Annotated in this window: 17 protein-coding genes; 12 read left to right on the forward strand and 5 right to left on the reverse strand. The window is 62.1% G+C overall.

The window, feature by feature from the left end; genetic code table 11:
- Positions 1–8: 8 nt before the first annotated feature.
- From tldD to JV18_RS0107895, 9 genes are all read left to right on the forward strand, one after another.
- Positions 9–1451 (forward strand): metalloprotease TldD, encoded by a 1443-nt coding sequence (tldD, locus tag JV18_RS0107855; RefSeq protein WP_033074076.1) that lies wholly within the window; start codon positions 9–11, stop codon positions 1449–1451.
- A gap of 194 nt (positions 1452–1645) precedes the next feature.
- Positions 1646–2878, forward strand: a complete 1233-nt coding sequence (locus JV18_RS0107860) for a hypothetical protein (protein ID WP_033075105.1) — start codon at positions 1646–1648, stop codon at positions 2876–2878.
- A gap of 76 nt (positions 2879–2954) precedes the next feature.
- A complete protein-coding gene (locus tag JV18_RS0107865; RefSeq protein WP_033075106.1) occupies positions 2955–3359 on the forward strand; it encodes a hypothetical protein in 405 nt (134 codons plus the stop codon).
- Positions 3360–3364: 5 nt separating this feature from the next.
- Positions 3365–3940: a DUF924 family protein gene (locus tag JV18_RS0107870; protein WP_144243899.1), complete on the forward strand. Its 576-nt coding sequence runs from the start codon at positions 3365–3367 to the stop codon at positions 3938–3940.
- A 34-nt stretch (positions 3941–3974) separates the two neighbouring features.
- Positions 3975–4541, forward strand: a complete 567-nt coding sequence (locus JV18_RS0107875; protein WP_033074077.1) for a pyridoxamine 5'-phosphate oxidase family protein — start codon at positions 3975–3977, stop codon at positions 4539–4541.
- Entirely contained in the window at positions 4541–4774 is a 234-nt protein-coding gene (locus JV18_RS0107880; protein ID WP_033074078.1) for a putative signal transducing protein, read from the forward strand. Before JV18_RS0107875 ends, JV18_RS0107880 begins: the two co-directional genes overlap by 1 nt.
- Positions 4775–4788: 14 nt before the next feature.
- Positions 4789–5508: an endonuclease/exonuclease/phosphatase family protein gene (locus JV18_RS0107885; protein ID WP_033074079.1), complete on the forward strand. Its 720-nt coding sequence runs from the start codon at positions 4789–4791 to the stop codon at positions 5506–5508.
- A gap of 155 nt (positions 5509–5663) precedes the next feature.
- Entirely contained in the window at positions 5664–6002 is a 339-nt protein-coding gene (locus tag JV18_RS0107890; RefSeq protein ID WP_033074080.1) for a P-II family nitrogen regulator, read from the forward strand.
- A gap of 19 nt (positions 6003–6021) precedes the next feature.
- Positions 6022–7377, forward strand: coding sequence for an ammonium transporter (locus tag JV18_RS0107895; RefSeq protein WP_033075108.1), 1356 nt, complete (start codon positions 6022–6024; stop codon positions 7375–7377).
- A gap of 366 nt (positions 7378–7743) precedes the next feature.
- Here the strand turns inward: JV18_RS0107895 and JV18_RS0107900 are convergent, their stop codons facing one another.
- Positions 7744–8118 (reverse strand): VOC family protein, encoded by a 375-nt coding sequence (locus JV18_RS0107900; protein ID WP_033075109.1) that lies wholly within the window; start codon positions 8116–8118, stop codon positions 7744–7746.
- An 86-nt stretch (positions 8119–8204) separates the two neighbouring features.
- Here JV18_RS0107900 and JV18_RS0107905 point away from each other — a divergent pair, with 86 nt between their 5' ends.
- Entirely contained in the window at positions 8205–8747 is a 543-nt protein-coding gene (locus JV18_RS0107905; protein ID WP_144243901.1) for a winged helix-turn-helix transcriptional regulator, read from the forward strand.
- A gap of 32 nt (positions 8748–8779) precedes the next feature.
- Here the strand turns inward: JV18_RS0107905 and JV18_RS0107910 are convergent, their stop codons facing one another.
- The 4 genes from JV18_RS0107910 to JV18_RS0107925 form a co-directional block, all read right to left on the reverse strand.
- The gene (locus JV18_RS0107910) at positions 8780–10366 is read right to left on the reverse strand and encodes a GMC family oxidoreductase (RefSeq protein ID WP_033074081.1); all 1587 of its coding nucleotides are present in this window, start codon (positions 10364–10366) and stop codon (positions 8780–8782) included.
- A 305-nt stretch (positions 10367–10671) separates the two neighbouring features.
- On the reverse strand, positions 10672–11247 hold the full coding sequence (locus tag JV18_RS0107915) for an RNA polymerase sigma factor (RefSeq protein WP_081944739.1): 576 nt from the start codon (positions 11245–11247) through the stop codon (positions 10672–10674).
- Entirely contained in the window at positions 11241–11750 is a 510-nt protein-coding gene (locus JV18_RS0107920) for a sigma-70 family RNA polymerase sigma factor (RefSeq protein WP_081944740.1), read from the reverse strand. Before JV18_RS0107920 ends, JV18_RS0107915 begins: the two co-directional genes overlap by 7 nt.
- Positions 11747–12241: a hypothetical protein gene (locus JV18_RS0107925; RefSeq protein WP_235302967.1), complete on the reverse strand. Its 495-nt coding sequence runs from the start codon at positions 12239–12241 to the stop codon at positions 11747–11749. Before JV18_RS0107925 ends, JV18_RS0107920 begins: the two co-directional genes overlap by 4 nt.
- A gap of 235 nt (positions 12242–12476) precedes the next feature.
- Here JV18_RS0107925 and JV18_RS0107930 point away from each other — a divergent pair, with 235 nt between their 5' ends.
- Positions 12477–13244 (forward strand): hypothetical protein, encoded by a 768-nt coding sequence (locus JV18_RS0107930; protein ID WP_235302969.1) that lies wholly within the window; start codon positions 12477–12479, stop codon positions 13242–13244.
- The gene (locus JV18_RS0107935; protein WP_033074084.1) at positions 13241–14428 is read left to right on the forward strand and encodes an XRE family transcriptional regulator; all 1188 of its coding nucleotides are present in this window, start codon (positions 13241–13243) and stop codon (positions 14426–14428) included. The genes JV18_RS0107930 and JV18_RS0107935 overlap by 4 nt, the downstream gene beginning before the upstream one ends.
- Positions 14429–14733 lie beyond the last annotated feature (305 nt).

Genomic DNA, 14733 nt, shown 5'->3' on the forward strand with positions numbered 1-14733 from the left:
CGGCAGGGATGACAAGCCCTACAGACCCCCGCCGCTTTCTCTATCGCGCCGATGCGCTCGACCCCGATCTTGCGCAGCAACTCGCGCGCGAGGCGCTGGCCAAGGCCGACGATGGCGAGCTTTACCTACAATATAGTGCGACCGAGAGCTTCGGCTTCGACGATGGCCGTCTGAAAACCGCCGATTATTCGACCGATGCGGGGTTTGGCCTGCGCGCTGTTTCGGGCGAGATGACGGGCTTTGCCCATGCCAGCGACATCAGCGCCGGCGCGATTCGCCGCGCGGCGGAGACGCTGGCGCTGCTCGATCCCGCAAAGGCGCCGCACAGCCCGCCGCCGCCGCGCACCAACCGCCATCTCTATGACGAAGCCAATCCGCTCGACCTCGTCCCTTTCAAGAAAAAGGTTGCGCTGTGCGAACAGATTGACGCCGCCGCCCGCGCGCGCGACCCGCGCATTGTGCAGGTGTCGGTCAGCCTTGCGGGAAGCTGGTCGGTCGTTGAAATCGTCCGCGCCGACGGTTTTCTGGCCACCGATATCCGTCCGCTTGTGCGGCTGAATGTCAGTATCGTGGTCGAAGAAAATGGCCGCCGCGAATCGGGCTATTTCGGGCTTGGCGGCCGTTATATGTATGACCATCTGTTCGAAGAGACACAGTGGAACCGCGCCATCGACGAAGCGCTGGCACAGGCGCTGGTCAATCTGCGCGCGGTCGATGCCCCGGCGGGTGAAATGACCGTGTTGCTCGGCCCCGGCTGGCCCGGCGTTCTGCTCCACGAAGCCGTCGGCCACGGCCTCGAAGGCGATTTCAACCGCAAGGGCACCAGCGCCTTTTCGGGCCGTATCGGCGAGCGTGTGGCCGCCCCCGGCGTCACCGTTGTCGATGATGGCGCGATGGCCAGCCCCGTGGGCGGCGGACGGCGCGGGTCGCTGTCGATCGACGATGAAGGCACGCCGACGCGCGAGACGGTGCTGATCGAGGATGGCATATTGAAAGCCTATATGCAGGACCGGCTCAACGCGCGATTGATGGGGGTCGAGCCCACGGGCAATGGCCGCCGCGAAAGCTTTGCCCATGCCCCCATGCCGCGGATGACCAACACCTTCATGCGCGGCGGAAACGACGATCCCGCCGAACTGCTGGGCCGCGTCAAGAACGGTATTTTCGCCAAAAGCTTTGGCGGCGGACAGGTCGATATCGTGTCGGGCAAGTTCGTCTTTTCCTGCACCGAGGCGTATCGGATCGAAAATGGCAAGCTGGGCGACCCGATCAAGGGCGCGACGCTGATCGGCGACGGGCCGAGTGTGCTGACCAAGGTTGCCGGCATCGGCAATGACATGGCGATCGACGAAGGCATCGGCATCTGCGGCAAGGGCGGACAAAGCGTCCCTGCCGGGGTTGGCCAGCCGACGCTGTTGGTGAGCGGGCTGACGGTGGGCGGCACGGCATAGCCGACCGCCCCGCTTTACCGCTTGCTCCCCCGCACGCCCTTCTTGGTCGCAAGGATGGCGGGATCGGTCGCAACCCCCTCCCCTAAAGGCTGCAAGTCTCTCTTTGGCGCTGCGCGCGGCGGGCCGATGTCCTGCCGCCGCCACCGCGATTCGCGGCAGACCGCGCAGTGCGGTCCTGCAAAGGGAGAATGAAGATGCGCCAGTCCTTGCATTATGCCGCCGCAACCGCCGCGATTGCGGCGATGCTCGCCACCGTTCCTGTCTTCGCACAGCGCACCAGCGGTCCCAAGCAGCGTTACGAGATGGATGTTGCGACGATGTCGGGGATGGGCGCGCCGGGCAGTGGCGGGGCGGCCATGGGCAGTATGGTGGGGATGATGCTGGGCGGACGGGAAAATCCGGTCACGCACATGATGCAGCTTCGCCTTGGTTCCGGGCAAACCCCCGCAACGCCGCCCGTGAAGGCCGATCATTTTTTCGAACCCCAGGCGAAGCTGGGCGCCTCGCTTCCCCTCTGGTCGCCCGAACGCAGCCAGCCGGGGACCAGCGACATGCCGTTTGATCCGCCCAAGGGGCGCCTGCTCCTCTATTGGGGATGCGGCGCGAAAGCGGGGCCGGGGCAACCGGTCGTGATCGACTTTTCCAAGCTGGCGGCGGGACAGACGCCCCCCAATTTGTTCAGCACGGCCGCCCCCCTTATCCGGACCGTGTCAGAGGCGAACAGCGCCGCCTATGCCGACTGGCCCAATCGCAAATCGGGCAAGGCGATTCCGCGCGGCAGCTCGCTGCTCGGCACGCACCGCATTGCCAGCAATGTGGGCACCGATATCCGCTTCACCCTCGACCAGGATTATATGCCGGGCCTGCGCGTCTCGACACAGGAACAAGGCGATGGGTCGGTCCTGCTCCGCTGGGATCCCGTTGCCGCCGCCACCGGCTATGTCGCCTGGACATTCGGCAGCACCGACCGCGGCCAGGGCGACATGATATGGTGGACCAGCAGCAACAGCCGCGAATTTGGCGGCGGGCTGTGGGACTGGTTGCCGCCCGCCACGGTTGCCAAGCTTGTGGCGCAGAAAATCGTGATGCCGCCTGCACAGACAAGCTGCCAGATTCCCGCCGAAGTCAAAAAGGCATCGGGCGAGATGATGTTCGGCAATCTCAACGCCTTTGGCCCCGAAGCGCAATTTTCCTATCCGCCCAAGCCCGCGGGCAATGCACCCTGGATCATCGACTGGACGGCCAAAGTGCGTTTTCGTTCGGCAGCCACGCTGATGATCGGTGCCGATTTCGGCGGTCTGTCCGGCGGCGGCGATACCGGCGGCAGCGATAACGCTGACCGCGAGGACGAAAACAGCGCGCCGCGAAAGAAGAAGAAGAAGTGCAAGGGACCGCTGGGCATCCCCCTGCCCGATGCGGCCTGCTGACGCGAGTCAGCAACGGTTCATCCCGGTTGCCTTATGAAACCCATCAGGGAGGCCATGTTTTATAAGGAGACCTGTCATGCGTCTGCTGATTGCATCCGCCCTGACCGCACTGGCTCTTGTTGCCGTTCCGGGCGCCGCCAAGGAAAAATTATCGCCCGAAGCACAGCTCGACAAGATGCTCGAAGGCCGTGTGGCGGGGGAACCGCAAAGTTGCATTCCCCTGTCGGCCACCAACTCGACAATCATCGACGGCACGGCCCTTGTCTATCGCGTGGGCAACACTTTGTGGGTCAATCGTCCGCGCAGCGGCGCCGAAACCCTCGACGAAGATGATATTTTGGTAACCCGCACCAGCGGCAGCCAACTTTGCAGCCTCGATTCGGTGCAGCTTTATGACCGTAGCGGCCATATGTGGCGCGGCTTTGTGTCACTCGACCAATTTGTTCCCTATCGCAAGGCGAAGTCGGCTCAGCTAGACTGAGCCTTATGACCGATCCGAACAGCGACCCCGCCGCCCCGCCTGTCGACTGGCCCGCGCAGCTTTTGCGCTTCTGGTTTCAGGATCATGGGCGCGAACATTGGTATGGCGGCGGGGCCGCCTTCGACGATGCGGTCCGCGATCTCGCGGGCGATTGGCACGCCGCGCTGCGATCGCAGCCTGCCGAGGCCTTTCTGACCGACAGCGACAGGGCGCTTGCCGCTATCATCCTCTTCGACCAGGTGCCGCGTAACATTTTCCGCGGCCATGCCGATGCCTTTGCCACCGACAGTCTCGCCCGCGCCATCGCGCGCGGCCTTGTGGCGAAAGGATGGGACGAGGGCTGGGACGATAAGCGGCGCATGTTCGCCTATATCCCCTTTGAGCATAGCGAAGATATTGCCGATCAACGCGAATCGCTGCGCCTGATGAGCCAGCTTTCGGACCCCGAGGCGTTGGATTATGCGCAAAAGCATTTCGACATTATCGACCGTTTCGGCCGCTTCCCCCATCGCAACGCCGCCCTCGGCCGCACGAGCCGCCCCGACGAAGCCGCCGCGATAGAAGAGGGCAGCAAATGGTGATAGCAGACAAGGACCACCCCGGGCGGAGCGCGACATGGCCGAATTCACCGACACGCTGACCGACAAACATATCGCCTTTATCGAGAAACAGCCGATCTTCTTCACCGCCACCGCGGCCGAGCAGGGGCGCATCAACCTGTCGCCCAAGGGCTATGGCGACAGTTTCCGGGTGCTGGGGCATGACCGGGTCGCCTATCTCGACCTTGGCGGATCGGGCAATGAAACCCATGCCCATCTTGCCGCCGATGGCCGCATCACGCTGATGTTCTGCGCCTTTGACCGCAGCGCGCTGATCCTGCGCATCTATGGCCGGGGTCGCCCCGTCTTGCCGCAGGATGCCGATTGGGAGGATCTCGCGGCCCAATTCACCCTGCTCCCCGGCACGCGCCAGATTTTCCTGATCGACGTGGAAAGCGTGCAGACCAGTTGCGGCTGGGGCGTGCCGCTGATGCAGCTGAAGCGCGAGCGCGACACGCTGCAAAAATATCATCGCCAAGCCGACCCCGCCCTGTGGGTGGAAAAATTCAGCCAACGCGACCGCAGCATCGATGGCCTGCCCACCCGCCCCACCGACCGCTTCATTGCAGGCGAGGCTGGCTGATGGCGCTGGTTGAACTGGTGCGCCTGCCCAATGGCGCGGAGGCCGAGTTGCTGCGCGGACGCCTCGAAAGCGCGGGCGTCCGTGCGGTGTGCTTCGATGCGGGCATGAATATCGCCGAAAGCGTGGGACTGATGATCCCGGTGCGGATCATGGTGCTCGACGAGGATCTGGACGAAGCCCGGCAATTGCTCGCCGAATTTGACGCGCCCGCCAGCGGCGCCCGTCCCGGCTGATCCTTGTCGTTCCGATGATCAAGGTGGTTTCCTATAATATGCGCAAGGGCATCGGCCTCGACCGTCGCCGCGACCCGGCGCGCGTTCTGTCGGTGTTGGGCGAGCTCGACGCCGATATCGTCGCGCTGCAGGAAGCAGACCGTCGTTTTGGTAACCGCGCCAGCGCCATCCCGCCGCATATGTTCGACGATTATAGCGACTATGTGCCCGTCCCCCTCACCGACCGGCCGCACAGCATCGGCTGGCACGGCAATGCCTTGCTCGTGCGCCAGGGCGTCGAGGTGGAGGAAAGCCACGCGCTCCATCTGCCGACGCTCGAGCCGCGTGGCGCGGTCGCGGCGACCTTGCGCGTGGGCGGTACGCGGCTGCGCGTCGTTGGCATGCATCTGGACATTTCGGGGCTGCGCCGCCGCCATCAGGCCCGCGCGATCCTCGAACATATCGCCGATGGCGAGGATCTGCCGACCATTTTGATGGGCGATTGCAATGAATGGCGCGCGGCGGGCGGATGTCTGGCCGATTTCGGCGAGCGTCTTTGTCCGATAGAAACCGGCAACAGTTTTCACAGCCGCCGCCCCATTGCGCGGCTCGATCGCATTTTTGCCTCCCCCGAATTGCAACTGGTCGACGCCGGCGTCCACCACAGCCTGCTCGCCGCGCGCGCATCGGACCACCTGCCGATCTGGGCACGCTTTACGCAGGACGGAGGAGACAGCCCGGATGACGCTGCCTAAAATATAGGCACGAACGACGCGCGCCTGCCCAAGAATGCGACCGAAACTGTCGCACGGCGCCATCAAATCTTCATAAACTGTTAAATTTGCGCCCCCGCGCGAAATGGCACGGCTGTTGCACCGCAGCATGAAGCCATAAGCGAAAAGGGGGCAATATGAAGCTGATCCTGGCTATCATCAAACCGTTCAAGCTCGACGAAGTGCGCGAAGCGCTGACCGGGCTGGGCATTGCCGGCATGACCGTGACCGAGGTCAAGGGGTTCGGACGGCAAAAAGGGCAGACCGAAATTTATCGCGGCGCCGAATATGCCACCAACATGGTGCCCAAGGTGAAAATCGAACTTGTCTGCGACGACGCCCTCGCGGCGCGCGTCGTCGAGACGCTCCAGCAAAGCGCCGGCACCGGATCGATCGGCGACGGCAAGATCTTCGTTCTCGACGTCGGCCAGGCCGTGCGCATCCGCACGGGCGAAACCGGCGAAGCGGCGCTGTAAAAAGATGAAGGGGGACAATATGACATTCGCAAACAAGATTGCGGCAAGCGCGGGGGCTGCCGGCCTGTCGCTGTTCGCCGCGCTGCCCGCCTGGGCGCAAGAAGCGGCGGCGCCGGTCGCCGAAGCGGCGGAAACCGCCGCCGCGGCCGTTCCCAATCCCGGCAACAACGCCTGGATGATGACCGCCACCTTGCTGGTGCTGATGATGATTCTGCCGGGCCTTGCGCTCTTCTATGGCGGTCTCACGCGCACCAAGAATATGCTCTCGACAATGACGCAGGTCGGGGCGGCGGCCTGTCTCGCGATGCTGATCTGGGTCACCTATGGCTATGGCCTCGCTTTCGGTCCCGAAGGCAATGCCTTCATCAGCTGGGGCAAATTCTTCCTCGCCGGGGTCAGCGCCGATTCGACCGCCGCGACCTTCACCGATGAAGTGATCAGCGAATATGTGTTCATCTCTTTCCAGATGACCTTTGCCGCCATCACGCTTGCGCTGGTCGTCGGCGCGGTCGTCGAACGCATGAAATTTGCCGCCCTGATGATCTTTGGCATCATCTGGCTGACCATCGTCTATTTCCCCATCGCCCATATGGTGTGGGCAGGCGGCGGCCTCTTCTTTGAAATGGGCGCGCTCGATTTCGCCGGGGGCACGGTGGTTCACATCAATGCAGGCGTCTCCGCACTGATCGCCGCGCTGATCCTTGGCAAGCGCATCGGCTATCAAAAGGAAGTGATGGCGCCGCATTCGATGACGCTCACCATGGTCGGCACCGGCCTGCTCTGGGTGGGCTGGTTCGGGTTCAACGCCGGATCGGCGCTCGAAGCCGATGGCTCGGCGGGCCTCGCCATGATCAACACCTTTGTCGCCACCGCCTCTGCCGGTCTCTTCTGGATGGTCGCCGAACGGGTGAGCGGGCACAAGCCTTCGGCGCTCGGCTTTTGCTCGGGCATCATCGCCGGGCTGGTCGCGGTCACCCCCGCAGCGGGCAATTCGGGGCCCTTTGGCGCCATCCTGCTCGGCGCGATCTCCTCGGTCGTCTGTTTCTATGCGGTGACCAAGATCAAGACCAAGCTTGGCTATGACGATGCGCTCGACGCATTCGGCATTCACGGCGTTGGCGGCATCGTCGGCGCGGTCGGCACCGCCTTCACCATGATTCCCGCGCTCGGCGGTCCCGGCGACGCCGACTATGCGCTGGGTGGCCAGCTCACCACGCAGGTCATCGCGGTGGTCACCACCATCGTCTGGGCGACGGTCGGCACCGCCATCGCGGTCTTCATCGCCAAGCTCTTCACCGGGCTGCGCGTCAGCGAAGAGGTGGAGCGCGAAGGCCTCGACCTCGGCGAGCATGGCGAGCGCGCCTACAACTACTGATTATACGAGACAGGATACCCGCCGCCGCACTCTTCCTCTTTCAACGGGGCGGCGGGGTCCTACCGAGGTTCCTCCTGCGAACCACTGGCCGGGGTGTCATGCCCCGGCCATTTTTTGGTGCAGCGCAGCACGAAAATACCCCTTTTCATCATGGCATTAATATGGCATTCAGCCTGTCAACAGTTTCAGGAGGGGAGAGCCTGAAAGGCTGGGCCGGGACGCAAGTTCCGGCCCTCTTTTTTTGCCCCCCTCTTCAAGGGCGGAAATTTACCCTTATCTTTCAATATATTGCTGCGGATCGACAGCCGCCACGCGCCGCCGACGGCTGCGCAGGGCGCCCGGCTCGAATCATCGCAAAGTCGCCGGTCAATTCGACATTTCCGATTCTGAGAACATGAAGCAATTACCATCGGGATCATAAAAGCTGAGTAAGCGAACCATTCCCGGAACATGTTGAATATCGCCATCCTGCCGGACCCCATGGGAATCCAGATGCGCCTTGGCCGCAGCAATATCCGCCACCTCGAAAACATTGGTCGCGCCGCCGCCCTGCGGCACCGCTTCGACCTCGCTCAGCCCGATATTCACCCCCGGCATCGGCGTCGCCAGCTCGCACCATCCCATATCGTCCATCCGATAGAGCGGCTTGCAGCCCATCACCTTTTCATACCAGCCAATGGACGCATCCATATCGGTGACTCCCAGCGAACAGGTCATTTCCGCCTTCATCTCCAACGCCATTTCCATTCCCTTCCCTATCAGCGGAATCGCCGCTGCCCACATCAAGACATTTGCCTTGACGGTCTGGTTTGTATATTTAGTTGAATATGTCGTCAATCGTCGCCGACCCACTTCTGCTTCAACTCAGCAGTCACCGCTGGTTGATACCCTTGCTCGCCGATCTGGCGGCGCGTCGCGGCGCGCGCTTCGTCGAGTTGATCCATCGGCTGGGCATATCGCGCGACAGCCTGACCCGCACCCTGGCCGCCGCCGCCAATCTGGGGTGGGTGACCCGCAATCCGGGCCATGGCCACCCGCTCCGCCCCGAATATCTGCTGACGGCCGCCGGACAGGCCGCCGCCCTGCGCGCAGCGAGAATCGCGCATGCCCAAGGAAACATCGGCCTTTCGCTGGGCACCGGCACACGCTGGGGCCTGCCCATCGTCGCGGGCATCGAAAGCGGGGCCGACCGCTTCAACGCTCTGTCACGCTTGCTCGTGCCGGCGACGCCCCGCGCGCTGTCGCAAGGGCTGGTCGCGCTTGATCGTCAGGGGCTGGTGACGCGCGCGATCCTCGACCACAGACCGCCGGTCAGCCGCTATGCCTTGACCGACAGCGGCCACGCCCTCGCCGCCGCCTGCACCTTATAGGCCGGGGGGCAGCTGCGCCCCGGAGAGCAGCCTCAGGCGATGGCTGCCGCCACAAAATCCGCCGCACGCTCGCCGATCATGATGCTGGGCGCATTGGTATTGCCGCTGACCAGCCGGGGCATAATGCTCGCATCGGCGACCCACAGCCCGTCGATGCCACGCAGCTTCAGCGTCGGATCCACCACGGCGTCCGTATCGCTGCCCATGCGGCAGGTACCGACGGGGTGATAGACGGTGTCCGCCCGGCTGCGGATCAGCGCGTCGAGCGCCGCATCATCGTCCATATCGACCGGATAGCGGTTGCGCCCCGCATAGTCGGACAGCGGCGGGGTTTCGACGATCCGGTGCATCATCCGCACGCCTGCGCGCAGGCTGTCCATGTCGCGATCATCGGTCAGAAAGCCGGGGTCAATCGCCGGGGCCGCCGCGGCATCGGGCGCGGCGAGCCGCACCGTCCCGCGGCTTTCGGGGCGCAGCACACAGGCATGACAGGAAAAGCCATGCCCCTTCACCTTGGTGCGGCCATGATCTTCCAGCATCGCGGGAACGAAATGATATTGAATATCGGGCACGGGCAGATCGGGCCGCGATTTCCAGAAGCCGCCCGCTTCGGCGAAACAGGTGGTCATGATTCCGGTGCGCCGCATGCGATGTTCGAAAATCGCCTTCACCATGCGCCATGTCCCGCCCAGACTGTTGCCAATAGGATCGGTCGAGCGCGTTTCCCAGCTCGAAACATAGTCGATATGGTCTTGCAGATCTTCGCCGACGCGGGCGCGGTCCGCCACAACATCGACCCCCATGTTGCGCAGATGCACGGCGGGCCCGATGCCGGAGAGCATTAATATCTGCGGGCTGCCAAAGGCCCCCGCTGACAGGATGACACCCGCCCGCGCGTGCAGCCTCTCGTGCCCCGCGCCGCGCCGGATAATGACGCCGGTCGCGCGCCCTTCTTCTACGACGATTTTTTCCACCAGCGCGCCGGTGCGAATATCCAGATTGGGCTTCCCACGCAGCGGCTCGACATAGGCGCGCGCCGCCGACCAGCGCTCGCCGCCCTTTTGCGTGACCTGATAGAGGCCAAAGCCTTCATTATCGCGGCGATTGAAATCATCGGTGCGTGGCAGTTGCAGCGCGGCCGCGCTTTCGACAAAGCGCCGGCTCGTCACATTGGGCCAGCGCTGGTCGACGACACTGAGCGGGCCGTCGCCGCCATGAAATTCATCACCGCCGCGCTCATTGCCCTCGCTACGCTTGAAATAGGGGAGGACGTCGGCATAGCTCCACCCCGCCGCCCCCAGCGCCGCCCACTGATCATAGTCAAAGGCCGTGCCGCGAATATACAGCATGGCGTTGATCGCGCTCGATCCGCCCAGCCCGCGCCCGCGCGGCTGATACCCCCGCCGTCCGTTCAACCCCTTTTGCGGCACGGTTTCATATTGCCAGTTCGACGCCTTGGGGATGAAGGGCATCAACCCCGGCGTCTTGACGGCCAGAATATCATTATGCCCCCCCGCCTCGATCAGGCAGACGCGCCGCCGCCCGTCCGCCGCAAGCCGTCCCGCCGCCGCGCTGCCCGCGCTGCCGCCACCGATGATGATGATATCAAACTGGTCCAATGCCGCTCTCCCACTGCCCCTTCGGGGGTCTGCTTGTCGCTTACATGAATGTCATCAGCGCGCGAAGCAAGGAGAAGATGGCCGCATGACAGCCCTCGCGCGCCAAGGCGCGACAGGCGGAACGTCGGGAAAAGCGAGAAGAGATGGAGCCGAGCCGGAATCGAACAACTTAAATTTTCTGATTTGATTACAATCGGTTGTTCTGTTACACGTGGCATGGGTGCCCCCAATTAGGCCCCGAGAATTCCTTCCTTCAAAGGTAATCGAACCGGCTCCGGGCACGGCGCAGTAATGGATGCGCGATCCTACTCCCGATGCGCGAGCGCGACTCTACGACACCGTGCGAGTGCGCGTCCGATATGCTTCTCGACGGCCTTGTTGCTCATGCCAAGTTCGTCGGCGATATTCCGATATGTCATGCCACGCAGGCGGTGCATTAGGAATATGCGCCGGGTCTTTCGTGACAGCGGGCGAAGCGCTCGCCGGAAGGCCCTCCGCAATTCCATCGCCTCGACGTGCCGTTCCTGCTCGGGCGCCACGGGTGCATCGCAGGTTTCGTCGAACTGACAAGCGGCGCCTCCCTCGCGCATAATCTTACGCGCTCGCTCAATCAGCAGATTGTGCGCTATCCGCGCCAAATAGGGGCGCGGATATTCCACCCGATCAAACGCGCCGCTGCGAAGCAGACGCGTGAAAGCTTCCTGCACAAGATCGGACGCGGCATCAGGCCCGATCCTCCTCCGGAAATAATGAAACAACCACACTCGCTCGGCGCGATAGAAGGTCGCGAAATCATTTCCCGAACCGGGCGAGGCAAGAGTTTCCTCCCGTATTCGAACGCCGGAAACGTGTTCGCGTACGACAAATGCGCCCGTCACCATTGCGCGGCGACTACAGCGCGGCAGCGCGCGAGAGCCCGCACCATATGGTAATCGACGGTCGCGATGCTGATGCCCAGGCCCGCCGCGATCTCCTTATAGCTCATGCGCTTCACCCGGCGCATCATGAATACGCGCCGGGTCTTCGGCGGCATGGCGCGAATGGTCTGCCGGTAGAGTCGAAACAGGTCGATCGCTTCGATTCGCCGTGTCTGGTCGGCCCGCGACGCCGCGTCACGCTCGTCGTCGAAGGGAAAGAAAATCGGCATGTCGTGCCGTTTCCTGCGCGCGCGATCGATCAGTAGGTTGCGGGTAACCCGCGATAGATAGGCGGCCGGGTTATCGACGCGACCCAGCGCCTCGCGGCGCAGAAAGCGCGCGAACACCTCTTGCACCAGATCGGGTGCCTCGTCGGAGCCGACCCTGCGCCGCAGCTTACGCAACAGGCGCCGATACTCGGTGCGATATAGGTCCTCGAAGGCGGCGGTCGAAGCGGGGGCGGTCATAGCCGCGCTCCCTTGCGTTCGCGCTCGTTGAGCGGCGCATCGCGCGAGGCCCGGTAAAGGGTGATGCCTGCTTCGATCCGGTCGAGGATGAAAGTGTCACCCTCGGCCTTGGCAATGCGAATGTCGGCGCGGGAATAGAGTTCGAGGCTGACCGCGCAGCGATCGCCAAGCTCGCTGCCGATGATTTCGCGGGCGCGCCTCCAGCAACATTCCTCTTTGAAGAGCGGGTGATTGACGACGATCCACAGTTCGTAATCGGAAAAGTTGATCGTCTTTTCGTCTTCGTACCAAGATCGTCGCGCATAGGGGCCGATCAGGATGATCCGCCTGATCTGCCCCGGTTCGGGGGCCTGCACCTGATCGGGATCGAAGAAAGCGCGCAGGATGCGCGTGATCCGCTCGATCTCACCCTGCTTGCGGCGGATGAGATGGTCGACGCGCGTCATCACGACTTCGCGCGCGTAGAAGTCCTTCGGTTTGGGGAGTGTCATTTGCAGCTCGCACAGCGGCGGTCCGCGCCATCGTGCGCGGGTGTGCAAGCGGTGTCCGCTGCGCGCCGCCAATGCGGTCTACAGCAACTGCCCGACCCTCGGCCGGACCTGCATGATGCTGGCAGGATAATCCTCGGGATGGCCGCCAGTCATTCCATCCCGTGCGCGAGATCATGCCATTTTCTGAACGTTCCGGCAAGCGAGGCGTAAACGATGATGCCCCTCCACGGTCCGGATGGCGAATATTCACGCTTGCAGGGCAAAACACTTTAAGATAAACACAAAAATGTGCAGTGCAGGAAAAACGTTGAAGGGCTGGAATCGCATGGACGCTTACGAGCTATTGAAAGCAACGGCCAGCGGGATGATCGTGCGCGACATACCGATGGCATTCTGGTCAGACCTGCGCGCTTTGACGGTCATCGCCTATGCAGATGCATTCGCTGAAGTTGACGCAGACAAGACCGTTCTGCCCGACCAAAAGATCGATGACCTTCTGCAGCGTCGGCATTTCAAGATGGAGAAGCTGATTGTCGATCTCGCAGTTAGGCATGGTCTTTCGCATTCGATGAGCCTCATCGTTCAGAACAACCGCCGCCATGCCTATGTGTTCAAGGGTGACGTAGCGATGACGCAGTCTTACGTTCAGGCTATCGGCATGATGCCGCAGCCAGCGAAATTTCGCGAGCGGCTTGCCAACTCGATGGACTTGCCTCGTCTCGATCTTGGCGACGAGCCGGACGGCGCGTTTCTGATGCCGACGCTGTATGGGCTAATCGCCCACAATCCGGTAGGACGTCGCTTCCGCGCCGATGAACAAAAGTTGGGCATGATCCAGTTTTGCCTTCCTGCTGCGGACTGCCGCGCGTGGGCTGTAGAATTTGCGATAGCCGAAATTTTGGATGCTTACCCTGCAACGCCGAAAAAGGACGCTCCGAAGCGGTCCATGCCCTGGAAGACGCCGAAGCGTGATGGCGATACTGGGACGGACGGCAAAAAGTGAGTGTAATTGCACAAGGTTTTGTTGGGGAACGTCTGACCGAAGCGCGAATGGCGCTTGGCATCAGCGCGACGGTGTTTGCCGATTTAGTTGACCTGAGCGTCCAATCCGTATCGAAGTATGAAAATGGCCGGCAAACGCCAAAGCTAGATGGCGTTCACAAGTTCGCTGCAATTCTCAAGGTTCCTTACGATTACTTCTTTCGCCCAATGGTTACAAAGGATGAAAAGCCGATTTTTTGGCGCGCGCGCCTGTCAGCGCCGCCGTCCGCACGTGATCGAGCGGAAGTTCGTCTCGAATGGATGAAAGAGGTTGTCGATTATCTTGCGTCGTATTTCGACCTTCCCGCGCTCCACGTCCCTCGTTTCGATTTCTCCGAAGAGAGTTTCGGTAACTCCGATTTTATAGAGCGCGTGGCTCGCGAGATTAGGGAGTACTGGGACATTCGGCCTGGCCCAATGCCGGACACCATCGAACAACTCGAAACCAATGGCATACTGGTATCCCGTATCCATGTTCGCGCCGACAAGCTGGATGCGTTTTCACAATGGTCGGATCGTTTCAATGTGCCATTTGTGATGCTGTCGCGCGACAAGGCCAGCGCCTGCCGCCAGCGGTTCGACGTGCTGCACGAATTAGTCCACATCGCCTGCCACGCCAATGTCTCGCATAAGCGGTTGAATGATCGAGCCTTCTACAAGGCGATTGAGAAGCAGGCCGATCAAATCGCATCGGCCATGTTGCTGCCAGAAGCAGAGTTCGTCGGCGAACTCTACGCTCCTTCGCTGGACGGGTTTTTGACCCTGAAGGAACGCTGGGGGGCGTCTGTTGCCGCCATGATTATGCGCAGCAAGCAGCTCGATCTTATAGATGACGATGATGCGCGGCGCCTCTGGATAAACTACAATCGCCGCGGCTGGCGCAACGGCGAGCCACTGGATGGAAAACTCGAAAAGGAAGAACCTCACCTAATTCGACGCAGCTTCGAGCTTCTCATGGAAGAAGGTGTGCAATCGGCTTCTCAAATCGTGAAAGCTCTCCCGTTCCCGACAGCTGACTTGGAAGAGTTGGCGGACCTAGAGCCGGGAGCCCTTTCGGGAGAAACTCAATCTCGCGCTGCACCAATCTTGAAGGACGAGTTTCGTCAAGATTCCAATGTGGTGAGTATTTTCGGGAGAAAGGGCTAGACCTACCTTCATCGCTTTTCAGCCAGCTTGTGTGAGATCTCTGCCCACCGCTCTGCCGTTATGTTCTGAGCACGCTTCTTGCCGTGTTTGCTGCCAAGCCGAGCGGCGGTGCTTTTCAGCTCGTTGCGGTCGTCCTCGTCGATCTCGCCTGTCGCAATCTTCCGACCATGACAGCAAGGCCGATGGCGTCGCTCGGGTGCTTCTGTCCTTGTGGGCCTTTAGGCATCGCTCTCGCTGTTGTCATGTTTCGCCGACTCAAGGGAAGCCAGATAATCATCGCGCCACGGCAAATCATCGAAAGACGG

This window comes from Sphingopyxis sp. MWB1, from assembly GCF_000763945.1.
GTDB lineage: Bacteria > Pseudomonadota > Alphaproteobacteria > Sphingomonadales > Sphingomonadaceae > Sphingopyxis.